Origin of the sequence: Microcoleus sp. D3_18_C4 (assembly GCF_036702355.1) — a bacterium.
Classification (GTDB): domain Bacteria; phylum Cyanobacteriota; class Cyanobacteriia; order Cyanobacteriales; family Microcoleaceae; genus Microcoleus.
In genome coordinates this window covers 18,651-35,090 of record NZ_JAUBTF010000035.1, presented here as the reverse complement: position 1 = coordinate 35,090, position 16,440 = coordinate 18,651, and the positions used below count along the sequence as shown (strand labels likewise).

Genomic DNA, 16,440 nt, shown 5'->3' with positions numbered 1-16,440 from the left:
ACCCCAATCGTTAAAATTTAATAGAAGTAAAGTTTTATGTCTAAACCAGTAATTTTGTGTGTTGACGATGAAGTTGTAGTCTTAAATAGTTTAAAAATTCAACTTAAAAAAGAATTTGGGGATGCTTACCTCTATGAAGTAGCAGAAAATGCAGATGAAGCTCTGGAAATTATGGAGGAAATTCAAAAAGAAGATGAAAGTGATATTTTAGTCATAGTATCTGACTGGTTAATGCCAGGGATTAAAGGAGATGATTTTTTGATTATGGTTCACCAAAAATATCCTAAAATTGTGAAAGTTATGCTGACCGGGCAAGCAGACGAAGTAGCAATAGCACGGGTGAAAGAGCAAGCAAACTTGCACCGTTGTTTGTACAAGCCGTGGGAACGCAAAGAATTAGTAGAAACTATAAAATCTGGTTGGACAAAAATATGAACAATAAACCTGTGATTATTTGTGTGGATGACGAACCGATAATTCTTGAAAGTTTGAAAATTGAGTTAAAAAAAACCCTGGGGGAAGAACACTTATTAGAAACCGCTGAAGGCGGTGAAGATGCTTTAGAGTTAATCGAGGAATTACTGGCAGAGGGCTGCGAAATCGTAGCAGTGATTTCCGACTATCTGATGCCGAATATCAAAGGGGACGAATTACTGAAGCAGATTCACAGAATCTCGCCAAAAACTATCAAAATTATGCTGACAGGGCAAGCAGACTTAGAAGCAGTGGCGAATACTATTAAATATGCTAAATTGTACCGATACATATCGAAACCTTGGCAGTCAGAAGATTTGAAGTTGACGGTAAAAGAAGCGATTAATAGCTATTTTAGGGAGAAGCAATTAGCGCAACAAAATGCTCAACTCCAAAAGCTAAATCAAGAATTGGAAACTTTAGTCGAGGAGCGGACTGCACAACTGCGCTTGTCTGAGGAAAAGTTTGCTAAAGCTTTTCGTTCTTCTCCTAACCCGATTGCTATTACCAGACTTAATGACGGTCGTTATTTAGAAATTAATGAGGCTTTTTGCCAGACAATCGGTTATTCGGCGGCAGAAATTCTCGATCGCACGGCGCTTGATTTGAATCTTTGGCAAAATATACAAGCCCGCGCTGAGTTGTTTAAAATGTTAGACGAAAAAAAAATTGTTCTCAACTATGAATTTGATTTTCGCACTAAAACAGGGGGACTCAGAACCGGGCTGCTGTCAGCAGAAATCATTGACATTCATGGCGAAACCTGCGTGATTTCTGTGATTCAAGATATTAGCGATCGCAAATTAGCCGAAGAAAAACTCCGATCTGTAGCGGCTTCTTTAGCAGCAGCGCAAAGAATCGCCCGTGTGGGTAATTGGGAATGCGATTTATCGGCCAACACAACTACTTGGTCGGAAGAGTTATCTCGGATTTTTGGGATCGAGCCAACCCAACCTGCGCCAACACTAACTGAGTTTTCGCAATACGTGCATCCGGACGATCGACAAAAGTGGCAAACAACGATCGACGCTGCTATTGCTAATGGGCAATCCTACAGTTTGGAATATCGAATCCTGCGGCTGGAACCGACAATGGGTGCGGATAATTGCCAGTCACAAACAAGTGAAGCCGGCTTCATCCGCTACATCGAAGCCAGAGGAGAAGCAGTTGTCAATCAACAAGGTAAAGTGACAAAACTATTCACAACGTTGATGGACATTACCCCCCGCAAGCGGGCAGAAATAGCCCTAGCAGAGAGCGAAGAAAAATACCGTCATTTAGTTGAAACTTCCCAAGATATTATCTGGTCTTGCGATGCTGAAGGACACCTTACTTTTGTGAACCAAGCAGTTAAACAAATCTACGGTTACGAGCCTGAAGAAATGCTAGGCTGTTCTTTTAGCGATTTCTTAGCCCCAGGAGAAATAGACTGGAAATGGGAACTTCAGCAGCGCTTGCTGACCGGCAAAACTGTGTTTCAGTACGAAAACATAGTATTAGGAAAAGACGGCAGAAAGATTGATGTAAATACGAAGGCGATCGCGCGTATGGACGCTGAAGGAAATATTATCGGCACAACAGGCACTGCTAGCGACATTACTGAACGCAAACAAGCTGAAATAGTCCTGCAAAAAGCCAAAGAAGAAGCCGACAGAGCGAACAGGGCAAAAAGCGAATTTCTCTCGAATATGAGCCACGAATTGCGAACTCCCCTCAACGCAATTCTCGGTTTCAGCCAACTGCTGGCCCGCGACCCAGACCTCGGTGCCGACCAACAGCAATACTTAGGAATTATTATCCAGAGCGGGGAACATTTGCTCGTTCTAATCAACAATATTCTGCAAATGTCAAAAATTGAAGTTGGGCTGGTGACACTTAATAACAGCACCTTCAACTTGCACAAAATGCTAAAAAATACTGAAAATATGCTGAAGCTGCAAGCGGCAAAAAAAGGGTTGCAGTTAATTTTTGATTGCCCAGCAGATCTACCTCAATATATAGAAACTGACGAAAGCAAGTTGCGACAAGTATTGATAAATGTAGTCGGAAATGCTATTAAATTTACTGCGGAAGGTGGTGTTAATTTGAGACTCAAGCATGAACTGGTAAAAAATAAAATTTCCCCAGGAATTTCGCCAAGTGAGAATTGCTCTTTGCTATTTGAAGTGGAAGACACTGGTTCAGGAATTTCTGCGGAAGAAATGAACAATTTGTTTAAACCTTTCGCGCAAACAGAAAGCGGCAAAAAAGCTCAAGAAGGAACCGGTTTGGGCTTGCCAATCAGCAAACAGTTTGTGCAGTTAATGGGAGGGAAGATGACGGTAACAAGCACCCTCGGTCGCGGCAGCATTTTTAGATTTGATGTTAAAGTTTCGCTCCCTAATGCCGTGGAAATTCAGGTGGCTCAAACAGCTCGCCGAGTGGTGGGTCTGGAACCCGGACAGCCAGAATACCGGATTTTAGCTGTTGACGATCGCCTGGAAAGCCGCTTGCTGTTGGTCAGAATGCTGACATCCCTTGGCTTTGCGGTGCAGGAAGCTGAAAATGGCGTTCAAGCTGTGGAAATGTGGTCGAGTTGGGAACCTCATTTGATTTGGATGGATATGCGGATGCCGGTGATGGACGGTTACGAAGCTACTAAACAGATTAAAGCGCATTTGAAAGGTCAAGCAACGGTGATTATTGCTCTGACTGCAAGTGCTTTTGATGAGGAGCGATCGCTGATTTTGTCTGCTGGTTGCGATGATTTTGTAGCGAAGCCTTTTCGGGAGCAAGTGATTCTGGAAAAGATGGCTAAGTATCTAGGAGTCCGCTATGTTTATGATCGAGAAGCTTCGCTAAGTTCTGATGCTGCGGTGTCCGCCGAGGTTTCCACGGTAACTGAAACGGCTGATTTGGCTTTTACGCTCAATACTTCATTTTTGGAAGCTATGCCTGCTGAATGGGTTGATGAATTGTATTCTGCGGCAGATGCGGTTGATAACGAGGAGATTTTTCGGCTGTTGTTGTCGATTCCTCCTATTAATGCTAGTTTCCGCAGCGCGATCGCCGATTTGGCGAATAACTTCCGGTGCGATCGGATTATCGATTTGATTGACGAGTTTAGAAATTGTTGAAGGATGAAAGAAGAAGGTATAATAGGGGCAAATTCATGATTATTGATCGTGTAGGTCGATCGCCTATTTGTAAACTCGCCTGCGGGCGATAGACTAATTTACCTCTAGCCAAGCTCCACACCCTGCTAATCATCAGTCATTCCCAATTCTTTAATCTCACATATCAAATCTAAAATCTCAACTACGATAAGTTATGTAAATATCAAAGCAGTTGATTGAAGAGGGAGTGCTATAGTGACTATTTAACAAGTTTTTCTAATTTCAACACTTCTTAAATTAACAAAAAATAGCCAGCGATGACCAACAATCAAATAGAAGAAAATAAAGGCAACATATTAATTGTTGACGATACTCCAGAAAATTTGCAAGTTTTATCAGCAACGCTGTGCGATCGGGGCTACAAAGTCCGCGGCGTAATTAACGGCAAAATGGCAATCAGGGCCGCGCGCTCTGGTTGTCCCGATTTGATTTTGCTCGACATCAAAATGCCGGAAATGGACGGCTACGAAGTCTGCACCCAGCTCAAGGAAGATCCGAAGACATCCGAAATTCCAGTTATTTTTATCAGCGCTTTAGATGAAGTATTGGACAAACTAACCGCCTTTCAAGTGGGAGGGGTAGATTATGTCACAAAACCGTTTCATGTAGCAGAAGTTTTAGCACGAATCGAACACCAACTGACTATCCAGAGGCTGAAAAAACAATTGCTCGATCGCAATAAAGAACTGCAAGAAGAAATAATAGAACGCAAAAAAGCCGAAGAAGCAGCGGCTGCTGCATCGCTCGCAAAAAGTCAATTCGTTGCCAACATGAGCCACGAATTGCGGACTCCCCTGAACGCCATCCTTGGTTTTACCCAAGTCATGAGCCGCGACTCTTTGCTCAGCCACGAAAATCTCGAAAATCTCCGAATTATTAACCGCAGCGGTCAACATTTGCTGGAACTAATTAACGATGTTTTAGACTTGTCGAAAATAGAAGCAGGGATAATTGGCTTAGATCAACGCAGCTTTGACCTCTATCAACTCCTCGACACTCTCGAAGAAATGTTTCAAATCAAAGCTGAAACAAAAAAAATGCAACTGAGATTTTCCGTCGAGGCTAATGTTCCCCAATATATAAAAACTGACGAAAAAAAGCTGCGCGTTTGCTTAATTAACCTGCTGGCAAATGCCATGAAATTTACTGAGGACGGGGGCCGTATTTGGCTGCGCGTGAGCGTGGAAAGCAACCAGCAACAGCCGGCAGCATCTGAAAGCCATCCTAACTCTACCTCAGTGGAGCCATTGTTAATTTTGTTTGAAGTTGAAGACACTGGAATTGGCATAGCAGCAGCAGAAATTGATACTTTATTTGATGCTTTTGTGCAAACACAAGCGGGGAGAAAAGCGGCTGATGGTACGGGGTTGGGTTTGACAATTACTAAAAAATACGTGCAGATAATGGGTGGGGATATTGGGGTAAAAAGTGTTTTAGGTGAGGGAACAAGTTTTAAATTTAATATCCGAGTATTTGCCGCTATTTCGTCTGAAATAACCATGGCGACATTGCAGCGGGTGATCGCACTAGAAGCAGATCAACCAATTTATCGGATTTTAGCAGTTGACGACAATCAAGACAATCGGCTCCTGCTGGTTAAAATGTTGCAACCAATTGGTTTTGAAGTCCGAGAAGCGGAAAATGGCTACCAAGCGGTTGAAATTTGGGAAAGTTGGCAGCCTCATTTAATTTGGCTGGATACGCGAATGCCAGTAATGGACGGTTTTGAAACTGTCAGACAAATTAGAGCTAAAGAGAAACAAAGTCAGCGACGAACTGTAATTATTGCTCTGACTGCTAGCACTTTTGAGGAAAGAAAAGGCGAAATTATCGCCGCAGGTTGCGACGATTTTGTGCGGAAACCTTTTCAAGAACAAATCCTCTTTGATAAGATGGCTTACTACTTGGGAGTGCGCTATCTTTATCAAGAGTTGCCCCGGCTCCCAGTTGGGGCTTTACGGCGTTATGGCGTGAACGAAAAACCCGATTCATTTTTCGGAGAGCTGCTGGCTCAGATGCCTCAAAGCTGGGTGAAGGAACTCCATGACGCAGCTAATGATGTTAATGAAGAGCTGGCGATTCAACTTGTCGATCGCATCTGGGAAAGTCATCCAACCTTAGCTGAGGCTTTAAAAGATTTGCTTGCCGATTACCGACTCGACAAGATAATGGATTTAACTCAATCGAGTTTAAAATAAATGGATAATAGCGAAATTAAAGTATTGGTGGTTGATGACCAACCAAGCAATCTGCGGTTCTTATCCAAACTGCTAACATCCCAGGGCTATCAAGTTTACCGAGCTATTAGCGGTCAACTGGCGTTGAATGTTGCGATCGCCCATTGCCCGGATTTAATTTTGCTCGACATTAGAATGCCAGAAATGAACGGTTATGAAGTTTGTCGGAGACTGAAAGCGACACCAGAAACTGAACAAATTCCGGTAATTTTTTTAAGCGTATTAGATGAAATGAACGATAAATTACAAGCTTTTCGAGTAGGAGGTTCCGACTATATTACTAAACCATTTCAAGTTGAAGAAGTTTTAGCACGCATCGACAAGCAAGTCCGCTTGCAAAAACTGCAACAGCAATTAAAAGAACAAAATTATCAACTGCAACAGTCACAGTCGCTGCTTGCTAGCATATTAAATAGTTCCTTAGACTGTGTGGTGGCCTATTCTGCTGTCCGCAACAGTGAGGGAAATATTGTAGATTTCCAGTGGCTCTTGATCAACCCTGCCGCTGAAAAATTTTATGGTCTGCTATTACATGACATAGTTGGCAAGAATTTGTTAGCCAAAGTTTCCCAAGTTAGCAATAACGGGTTATTTGATTTGTATGTTTCTGTAGTAGAAACAGGAGAAACTCTAGACCAAGAATTTTATTACGAACAGGAGCAAGAGCCAATTGTTTGGCTGCACATTGTGGCGGTCAAATTAAACGACGGTCTGGCAGTAACATTTCGCAATATTACCGATCGCAAACGAGCAGAAATTGCCCTACGAGACAGCGAAGAACGCTTCCGCGCGATATTCGAGCAAGCTGCGGTAGGCATAGCTAAAACCGCACTTTGTGGTAAATTTATGCGGGTCAATCCTGGCTTTTGTCAAATTGTCCGCTATGCACAATCCGAATTGTTACAGCAAAATTGGGAGGCAATTACTCACCCAGATGACAGAGAAGCGGACCGAGAATACCTGCGCTCGCTGTTATCCGGGAAGATTCCAACTTTTTCTGTGGAAAAGCGTTTGGTATGCAAAGATGAAGCTGTGCGCTGGGCAAATGTTACTGTTTCGGCAATGCGCGATGTCAAGGGGACGCTGCAGTATTTGATTTGTGCGATCGAGGATATTTCCGAACGCAAGCTGGTACAAGAATTGCTGCAAGAGAGTTTAGAGACTCAAACCCGCTACGCTCAAGAATTAACTCGTTCTAATGCCGAACTAGAACAGTTTGCTTACGTGGCTTCTCACGATTTGCAAGCGCCTTTGAGCACGATTGCTGGCTACGCTCAACTATTAGAAAAACGCTCTTCCAACCAACTTGATGCCCAAGGAAATAAATTTATCCGCAATATTGTTAATTCTTGCGGGCGGATGCAGGCGCTGATTGATGACTTGCTGGAGTATTCGCGGGTCGGTCGCAGTCAGAAACCTTTTGATGTCATAGATTGCAATCGGGTTTTTGAGGATGCTTGTGCTAATTTGCAGTTGGCTATCCGCGAGAATCAAGCTTCTGTTACTAGGGGGGATTTGCCAAGGGTAACAGGTGACTGTTTTCAACTGCTGCAACTGTTTCAAAATTTAATTGGTAACGCCATTAAGTACCGCAGCAGTGAGGCGCCGGTGGTGCAGGTGGACGCTTCGCGTCAGGGGGATAGCTGGGTGTTTTCCGTGCAGGATAATGGTATTGGGATTGCCTCACAGCACCATCCGCGAATTTTTCAGATTTTTCAGCGCTTGCACACCCAAAAACAGTATTCGGGAACCGGTATCGGTTTAGCGATTTGTCAAAGAATTGTCGATCGGCATGGCGGCAACCTGTGGGTAGAATCAGAACCCAATCGAGGCTCGACTTTTTATTTTTCTATTCCTATACCAAAGTGAAGTCAGCAGTCCGCCTGAAGCAGTCAATCGATTTTATATTTTATATTTTAGATTTTAGATTTTAAGAAAGCGACCCCACGGATGAATCCGGAGGCTTGTGAGCAAATTGCTTGATGGTCAGCCGTCCTTTACTTAAGCTTTAAATATCTTTATCTGTTCTTTACAAAAATGCTTATAAAGTGTAGCATATTCACTGATGACATCGAGCTATAAATCTATCAATATAAATCTATTAGCTCTATCCTTACACAACTTATAAATCAGCGGTGCGCGCAAGACTTGTTAATTTTTTTCAAGTGTATCCAGAGCATCTTCCTTTGGGATGCAATAGTTTCCCTAGTAGTTCGCGGAGAAGGATTTGTGATGTGTTGGCAGTTTGCAGGTTCTCGGACAGACTGCCAAGTGAAACAAGCATGATTCGCAAACCTTTGCAAATAGAGAAAAACGGTAAATTACTGCAACACAATTTTAGTGTTCTCAGCCAGATTTACCGGATGATGGTAAGAGATTCTTTGCAGGTACTCAGACACGGCTCAAAGTCCCGCAACCTCACAAAAGACGTTCGTAGTGAGACAAAGCCGTGAATTATCAAAAGAAAAAATTTACTCTTTTAATAGCAAACGATGACGAGGACACGCGCTTTTTGGTAAAGGAAGCACTGCGAGAAGTTTCATTAGCAATTACGAGCGAATTTGTGGAAAATGGAGAACAAGTGCTAGACTACTTGTACCGTCGCGGTCAATATCTTGGTAGCAGCAATTGGCATCAGCCAGACTTGATACTTTTGGATCTGAATATGCCGAGGCTGGACGGGCGAGAAACACTAACTTTGATCAGAGCTGACCCCCATTTGCAACAAATTCCGGTTGTAATGCTCACAACTTCCCACCGCAGAGGAGATATCTTACTTTGCTACCGCTTGGGAGCCAATTCTTTCATATCCAAACCAGTAACTTTTGAAGGATTGCTGGAAGTCATGAAGACTTTATGTGAGTATTGGTTTGAGATCGTTTCACTCCCACCAGATATGTAAGCTTTAATGGAGCGCTAAATGCCTAGTTTGAGTGTATAGTGAATTTGATAAGCTGAAATATTTGCCGATCGCAAGTATCGCTCTCAAAACAAAAAAGTTGCCTTCGACTCGCTCCGAACGCTATAGTTGTGTTAACACGTAACCAATGTCTGAAAATTTTGTTGGTTGAGGATGACCTCGGAGATCCGACAATGATCGAAGACCTTCTAGGGTCATTCAGCGAGTCTCTCTTTCTTCTCCAAACTGTTAAGTCTCTGCAGATAGGAGTTGGGCGTCTGGAAGTAGACAAGTTTGACGCCGTACTATTAGATTTGTCACTGTCAGACAGCTTAAAGGGAAGCGAGGCGATCGCAGTTTTGAAAGGGCGATGGCCCACATTGCCAATTGTGGTGCTGACAGATATCAACGATGAAAATATTGCCCGGTCAGTATTGCGCTGGGGCGCTCAAGATTGTTTGGTAAAGGGAAGATTTCACCGAACTCTGCTGGTGCGGGCAATCCATTACGCGATCGAACGCCAGCAAATCGAAGAACAATTGCGGCAGCAGGCTCTGCGACAGCGGCTGTTGGGCAAAATGATCGAACATATTCGATCGTCAATAGATCCGGCAAGCATTCTCCAAAGTACCGTTGCAGAAGTGCGCCAATTTCTCCAAACAGACCGCGTTTTAATTTATCGCTGTCAGGATTGGGTGTCTCAATTGGACGGGGAAGAGCAAAAAGGTGCGATCATCGCAGGTGACGGTTTGCCAGAAGGTTATATTGAAAACCAAAATATTAATGCTGCTTTGGCGGTGTCATGCTTTGTTTTAGTCGAATCCCAGTCGGTACAAGCAATAGCAGATGTCAACACTGCCCCCTTGGCTGGCAGTTGCAAAGAATTGTTGACAGATTGTGAAATTGCAGCAGTTATCAGCGTGCCAATTTGGCAATCAGGTGACTGGGAAATGGCAAAAGAAACACAAGAAGCAACTGTTTGGGAAGTCGAGAACAATCAAGATGCAGCGGAAAATTATATCTGGCACCACGCGAGTGGCAAACCGCAGGCGCAGGGTAAAAATTTGCCGGATTCGATCGCAGAAAATGGCAATAGTTTGTGGGGAATGCTGACAGCATACAATTGCAGCGGTGTCAGGGAATGGCAGCAGTGGGAAATAGATTTTTTACAGCACTTGGCAAATCAAGTGGCGATCGCGATCGAACAATCTCAACTTTACCGCAAGCTAGCAATAGCCAATCAAAAATTGCAGCAACTGGCAACTACTGACGGACTGACTGGCATTGCCAATCGTCGCCAGTTCGATCGCGTTTTGAGCTTAGAGTGGCGTAGATTGGCAAGAGAGGAACTGCCGCTGTCTTTAATTATGTTTGACATCGACTTTTTTAAACTTTACAACGAGTTTTATGGGCATCTCGGCGGGGACGATTGTTTGCGCCAAGTGGCGGGGGCGATCGCCAGCGCCACCAACCGGGCTGGGGATTTGACGGCCCGCTACGGTGGCGAAGAATTTGCCCTAGTGCTGCCCAACACCAGCGCCGAAGGGGCAAACGCTGTCGCCCGGAAAATTTGCGACGGCATCGCCAGCTTAAAACTGCCCCACGCGCGATCGTCGATCGGCCCCTACGTTACCCTCAGTTGCGGCATTGCGACAGCGATTCCTTCTGCCCAGGAATCTCCCAACACCCTAATTCGCAGCGCTGACAGCGCCCTTTTTCAAGCCAAAACCGAAGGCAAAAATCGCATTTGTCACGCCAGCAGTAATTCGGAATCTTCCCCAATTTTTATGTAAAAGTTGAAGGTAATTTGTAAGATAGTGTTTAAGTTTTCACTCACAACTCATAACTCATATTGTTGACCTTGGCATCAGAATAATAATTTTCTGAGTGCACTGCCAGCGGGATGTGATCGAGTGACCTGGAGTAAGGAGAATTCTCACTTGCAGAGTATAATTCAGATATTACGGTATTTGATATTACTGAGATGTTGCAGCCTTCTCAATTACTTGTTTAGGAACAGGCTTTCCGGCCTGTTCCACAAGAAAATTCAGTCTTTGTGGAACAGGCCGGAAAGCCTGTTTTTGAGAATGGTGCAAGATGTGAAATATTACCCATTTCCCTTTCCCAATTTCTAATTACCAATTGCTAATTTATTGCCCCAAATTTGAATTTGTAGTTGTTAAATTCGGTCTGACTGGAATTTCAATCACAAACTCCGCTCCCTCTCCCGGTGTCGAAATACAGCTCAATCTGCCGCCGTGGCGATCGACTATAATCGAGTGAGAAATCGACAGTCCCAAACCCGTACCCTTGCCCACAGGTTTAGTCGTGAAAAACGGGTCAAACAGCCTCGATCGCACGGACTCCGGTATCCCTCGCCCGTTGTCCGCAATCGATACTGCTACGAAGCCCGCACCAGCCTGATAACTGCGAATAGCGATCGTGCTGGGATGTCGATCGCACTCCTCGATGGAACGCTGCTTGTCCCGTTCTTCCAAAGCATCGATCGCATTAATTAAAATATTCATAAATACCTGATTCAACTCGCCCGGAAAACATTCAATTGGTGGCAATAGTTGGTAATCTTTAAATATCTGAATTTCTCCATAACTGCTGTGAGATTTTAACCGATTTTGCAAAATCATCAAAGTGCTATCAATTCCCTCGTGAATGTTAACCGACTTCCCAGCGGACTCGTCCAATCGGGAAAAATTACGCAACGATTTCACAATCTCGACAATTCGCTCGGTTCCTACTTGCATCGAATTAAACAATTTCGGGAAATCCTCAGCAATATAATCCAAGTCTATTTCATCCATTTTCGCCAAGACTTTGGCTGGAGGATTAGGAAAGTAATGCTTGTAAAGTTTAATCAATTCCAGCAAATCTAAAGTGTAATTGCGAGCCGGATTGATATTTCCGTGAATAAAGCTAACAGGATTATTAATTTCGTGAGCAACACCAGCAACTAACTGACCCAAACTCACCATTTTTTCATTTTGAACGAGCTGAGCTTGAGTCGTTCGGAGTTTGTTAATAGCTGCTTCTAACTCTAGCGCTTTTGAACGTTCTCGCGCTTCCGATTCCTGCAAAGCTGACTCGGCTTGTTTGCGATCGGCAATTTCACTTTGTGCTTGCTCAAACAGCATTGATTGCTGGATCGCGATCGCCAACTGCACGCTAATTTGTTTGAGACACTCGACCTCAATTTCCAGCCAGTGGCGGGGGCCCGCGCACTCGTGGGCAATCAATAGCCCCCACAATTTCTCGCCTTGCAAAATCGGCACTACTAAATTAGCTCGCACCTGAAATTGACTTAATAAATTAATGTAGCACTCGGAAAGATTAGCTTGGTAAATATCATCGACAGCTACAGCACGACCGTGTTCGTAAGCAGAAGCATAGCTGTCTTCAAAGCAGGAATCGTCAATAGTTATTCCCTGAATAGCCAGCCAAGTTTTGCCCACAGACTCGACTGTTACAAAACCGCTCCAATCGGGATTAAACTGATAAATAACTGTCCGGTCTGTTTGCAAAAATTGCCGTACTTCAGCAACAGTTTTTGTCAAAATTTCTTCTAAATTGAGAGAAGAGCGAATGCGTTCCAGCATTTTTACCACCAGGCGTTCTCGCTTTAATTGCTGGCGCAAGATAGCCTCAGCAAGTTTGCGAGCGCTAATATCTTCAATCACAGCAATTACATAGCTAGGTTCCCCAAACCCATCCCGCACTAAAGATACCGTCATATTAGTCCAAACAAATGAACCGTCTTTGCGAATAAAGCGTTTCTCAATGGAATAATTAAAAATTTCCCCAGCTAACAGTCTGTCGCGCGACTCGACATCTGCTGCTACATCTTCGGGGTGAGAAATATCCCCAACATTTCGCGCTTTCAGCTCCAATTCTGAGTATCCCACAATATTACAAAAGCCTTGATTGGCATTCAAAAATTGACCGTCGCGCCACACTTTAACAATGCCAATCGCCGCTTGTTCAAATACAGCTCGAAATCGCTGTTCGCTTTCTTGTAAAGCAATTTCTGCTTTTTTGCGATGGCTAATGTCCATTGCCGTGCCACACAGCCGCACCACCTGACCCAACTCATTTTTAACAGCTTTTCCTTTAGCGTTAACGTGCCTAATTTCTCCTGATGGAAAACAGATGCGGTGGTCGATGTCGTAAGCTGTCCCTTCAGTCACTGCGTTTTGCACAACTTGTGTAAAATTTTCTTTGTCATCGGAATGAATTTGCTCTAAAAGTTCTTCCATTGTCGGCGGCTGATTCAATTCTCTACCGTAAAGTCGAAATAGTTCTTCCGACCAAGTAATAATTCCTGCCTCAATATCCAATTCCCAATTGCCGATGCGGGCAATTTTTTGTGCTTCTTGCAACTGTTCGGCAAGTTGTTGCAAAGATGCGATCAACTGAGTTTTTTCGGCTTCGGCTGCAACGCGGGTGCTGATATCTTTATGAGTGCCTGTTATCCGCAACGGCGCACCCCATTCGTCGTACTCGACCACCTTGCCCATAGCCAGAATCCACTGCCAATTGCCCGCTTTGTTGAGCATCCGAAATTCAAATTCATAGATATCAGTCTCACCTTCCAAATAGAAATTTAAACATTCCATTACCTTCGCTCGGTCTTCTGGATGCACCAAACTTTCCCAACCTTTGAGGTTATTTTCAATTTCGGATTCTGCGTAGCCTAGCATTGATTTCCAATAAAAGTCGAAATAAGTTTCGCCAGTAGCTATATTCCAATCCCACAAGCCCAAAGAGCTGCCTGAAACCGCCAACTGCAATCGCTCTTGACTGAGTTTTAATGCCGATTCAGTGCGTTTTATTTCTGTGAGATCGGCAATTATGGCTATCATTCCTATCGGCTGACTAGCGCTATCTTGAATGCAGTCAGCTCGCAAAAAAGTTTCTATAATATCGCCATTTTTACTTTTAATTTCTATTTCCCTTGCCCAGGAAAAACCTTTTCGCAGCACCCTAAATAACTTTCTCAAATCTTGAGATTTGGGGTACATTACTGCTGGGCCTCCGGCATTATTTAGTTCATCAACTGTATAGCCGTAGCGCTGAATAAATGCTTGATTGTGATAAACGGAATAACCATCCAAATCTGCGATCGCGATCGCATCACTAGCGCTGTCTACAGCTTGAGTTACCAGGCACAGAGTCATTTCGGCTTGTTTGCGATCGGTAATATCAAAAATCGCTCTGTCGAGCCACAAAACCAGCCCTTCCAGATTGTAAGTTGGCCTACCTCTTTCCGACATCCACCGCACCGCCCCGTCATCGCGAACAATGCGGTATTCTAGATTGTACGGCTGTTTCGACTCTACTGCTGCGCTGATTTGTCGATCGACCATTTCCTTGTCTGCCTCGTGGACAATGGTCGCAAAACTCAAGGGGTTGTTGCGAATAAAATCCCCAGCAGGATATCCACTAATTACCTCGATTTCATCGCTAATAAATACCATCGTCCACTCAGCATCGTACAAGCTGCGGCAGATAGCGCCTGGGATATTCTCAACGAGCGATCGAAATCTCGCTTCGCTCTCCCGCAAAGCGGCTTCTGCCTGTTTTAAATCAGTAATATCCAGCACCATGCCTTCCCAAACTATATCCCCTTCCTGTCCTATTTCCGTCGGACGATCAACTCGTTCCGGTCTCGAAACCCCTTGCATCCACTTAAGTTTTCCCGACGGTACAATCGCACGCCATTCCTGCTGCCAGGGCTGCATACTAGCCGCAGAAACAGCAATAGATTCTTCAAATTTTTGACGATCATCTGGATGAACAAAATCAAAAAGGAGTTGAGGATTCTGCTGAATATTTTCTGGTTCCAATTCAAATAAATAGTTGCTGCCCGACGAAATATAAGGAAAACTTTTTTTGCCGTCGGTTGAGAGACGAAATTGATAAATTATTCCCGGTAAATTGGCAGCAAGTTGCCGCAGTCTAGCTTCGCTTTCTTGCTGCGCTAATTGTTTGCGCCTATCCTCAGTGATATCTCGAATTATCCCGACGAGAATTTTACTGCCATCACTATTTTCAAAGACAGTTTTTTTAGTAGACAGAATATGTTTTGCACCGTTGGCGTCCGTAAATATTTCCTCACTCTCGTTTTCTTTGCCCGTCTTAAACACTTGTTGGTCACTATGCCAAAAAATCTCAGCTTCTTGTTTGGGGAAAAAGTCATAATCTGATTTGCCCAGTAGTTCCTCGCGCTGCTTCCCGATCAGCTTGCAAAAAGCATCATTTAACAGTATCCAGCGGTGCTGTTCATCCTTGACAAAAAGTGGGTCTGCAACTGCGTCGATTGTATAATTCAAAAACTTTTTACTAGCTTCTAGTTTGGAAAGTGCTAAAATTTTATCTGTAATATCATTGATAGTTCCTGTCGTCCCCTGCGCCTCGCCGTTCCCGCCAAAAATAAAAAATTCTTGCACTTCCACCCACCGAATTTCCCCATTTTTGGTAACATATCGACTTTGATAACAACAGGATATTTGTTGATTTGGTCTCCGACCTCTAAACGAATTTAAATATTGGTGTTGATCCTCAGAATGAATGTAACTCAAACAGGAAGTTCCTAAGCTTTCATCAACGGTAAATCCGGTAATTTCCGTCCAAGCCGGATTGAGAAAAGTCCAATTGCCAGCAGTATTTGTTTCAAAAACGACTTCTTTGATATTGCCAACAACCTGCTGGTATTTTTCTTGACTTTTTTGCCATTCTGCTTGCCGTTTCTGGCGGGCGATCGCGCACCTAAGCGTCCGTACCAGCAGCCGGCTGTCTACCTGTCTTTTCACCAGATAATCTTGGGCCCCGGCGGCAATTAACTCCACAGCCAGTTCTTCGTCATCGGCCGCTGTCAGAATGACGATCGGAGTAGTGAGACCGCAATCTTGAAGTCGGAAAAAAGTATTAAATTTTGGGCTGTCAGGAAGTGAAAGATCTAATAAAATTACATCAAAAATTTTGTCGCTTAAAATTTCTATCGCTTGCCGGAGGCGAACTACATTGGTGAGATCAATTGATTGTCTTAGTTGGGGTTCAGACAGCAGTTCTTGAATGAATTCTGCATCTTCTGCACAATCTTCTACTAAAAGAATTTTTAAACCAGGCGTTAAAGTTGACTCAAAAACAGATGTCATACCATTTTATATTTTATATTTTTGATTTGAGATTTGGAATGACTGATGACTATCGCAGTTGGGTTCTTGCGTACAGTAGCATTTTTTTACTGCTATCCTTTTGCTATTTTTTAGTAATTATAAAATCTCAGCAACGGATGCAGCTACCTGGCTGATGATTGGGGAACTTGAAGCACACGCTTTAGAGTGCGCTGTGTGCTTGCAGACCACCCAGATTTATTTGTAGAATTGAGTTGTTCGCTGCAAGTTTTCCGCCTGGCCCCAAACCTAGTGGCCCAAAATTATCATAGTCTTACAAATATTGCAACTCAACTCTATTTTAATTTACAACCTTTGGCAGGGGAATAGCAAGAGGCAAGTCAAAAGAACGCGGAGTAATCAGGATTGGCATTGCTGATGGCCTTTGAAATTTTAGATTTTAAATAGCCGCTTAAAGCTTGCCTAAAGTTAAATTATTACTTTTTAAAATGGTATTACTAAGCTACGAGAATTACCGTTGATTTACA

At 43.6% G+C, this 16,440-nt stretch carries 8 protein-coding genes; 7 read left to right on the top strand and 1 reads right to left on the bottom strand.

Annotation, left to right across the window (positions count from 1 at the left end):
* Window positions 1-36 precede the first annotated feature (36 nt).
* The 7 genes from QUA90_RS17865 to QUA90_RS17835 all read left to right on the top strand — a co-directional run bounded on the left by QUA90_RS17865 (window position 37) and on the right by QUA90_RS17835 (window position 10,558).
* The gene (locus tag QUA90_RS17865; RefSeq protein WP_333446860.1) at window positions 37-435 is read left to right on the top strand and encodes a response regulator; all 399 of its coding nucleotides are present in this window, start codon (window positions 37-39) and stop codon (window positions 433-435) included.
* Window positions 432-3,590 (top strand): PAS domain S-box protein, encoded by a 3,159-nt coding sequence (locus tag QUA90_RS17860; protein ID WP_333446858.1) that lies wholly within the window; start codon window positions 432-434, stop codon window positions 3,588-3,590. Before QUA90_RS17865 ends, QUA90_RS17860 begins: the two co-directional genes overlap by 4 nt.
* Window positions 3,591-3,886: 296 nt before the next feature.
* On the top strand, window positions 3,887-5,827 hold the full coding sequence (locus QUA90_RS17855; protein ID WP_333446856.1) for a response regulator: 1,941 nt from the start codon (window positions 3,887-3,889) through the stop codon (window positions 5,825-5,827).
* Window positions 5,828-7,735, top strand: a complete 1,908-nt coding sequence (locus tag QUA90_RS17850; protein WP_333388791.1) for a PAS domain S-box protein — start codon at window positions 5,828-5,830, stop codon at window positions 7,733-7,735.
* 413 nt (window positions 7,736-8,148) lie between these two features.
* Complete coding sequence (locus QUA90_RS17845) at window positions 8,149-8,319, top strand: hypothetical protein (protein ID WP_333209868.1); 171 nt, start codon at window positions 8,149-8,151, stop codon at window positions 8,317-8,319.
* Window positions 8,316-8,768 (top strand): response regulator, encoded by a 453-nt coding sequence (locus tag QUA90_RS17840; RefSeq protein WP_333446854.1) that lies wholly within the window; start codon window positions 8,316-8,318, stop codon window positions 8,766-8,768. The genes QUA90_RS17845 and QUA90_RS17840 overlap by 4 nt, the downstream gene beginning before the upstream one ends.
* Window positions 8,769-8,896: 128 nt before the next feature.
* The gene (locus QUA90_RS17835; RefSeq protein ID WP_333446853.1) at window positions 8,897-10,558 is read left to right on the top strand and encodes a diguanylate cyclase domain-containing protein; all 1,662 of its coding nucleotides are present in this window, start codon (window positions 8,897-8,899) and stop codon (window positions 10,556-10,558) included.
* A 357-nt stretch (window positions 10,559-10,915) separates the two neighbouring features.
* Here QUA90_RS17835 and QUA90_RS17830 read toward each other — a convergent pair whose 3' ends face one another.
* Entirely contained in the window at window positions 10,916-15,934 is a 5,019-nt protein-coding gene (locus QUA90_RS17830) for a PAS domain S-box protein (protein ID WP_333446851.1), read from the bottom strand.
* Window positions 15,935-16,440 lie beyond the last annotated feature (506 nt).

Excerpts from the sequence above, each read along its gene's own strand:
- QUA90_RS17830 (WP_333446851.1), bottom strand. The coding sequence starts at position 15,934 with ATGACATCTGTTTTTGAGTCAACTTTAACGCCTGGTTTAAAAATTCTT.
- QUA90_RS17845 (WP_333209868.1), top strand. The coding sequence starts at position 8,149 with ATGATTCGCAAACCTTTGCAAATAGAGAAAAACGGTAAATTACTGCAA.
- QUA90_RS17850 (WP_333388791.1), top strand. The coding sequence starts at position 5,828 with ATGGATAATAGCGAAATTAAAGTATTGGTGGTTGATGACCAACCAAGC.
- QUA90_RS17855 (WP_333446856.1), top strand. The coding sequence starts at position 3,887 with ATGACCAACAATCAAATAGAAGAAAATAAAGGCAACATATTAATTGTT.
- QUA90_RS17860 (WP_333446858.1), top strand. The coding sequence starts at position 432 with ATGAACAATAAACCTGTGATTATTTGTGTGGATGACGAACCGATAATT.
- QUA90_RS17865 (WP_333446860.1), top strand. The coding sequence starts at position 37 with ATGTCTAAACCAGTAATTTTGTGTGTTGACGATGAAGTTGTAGTCTTA.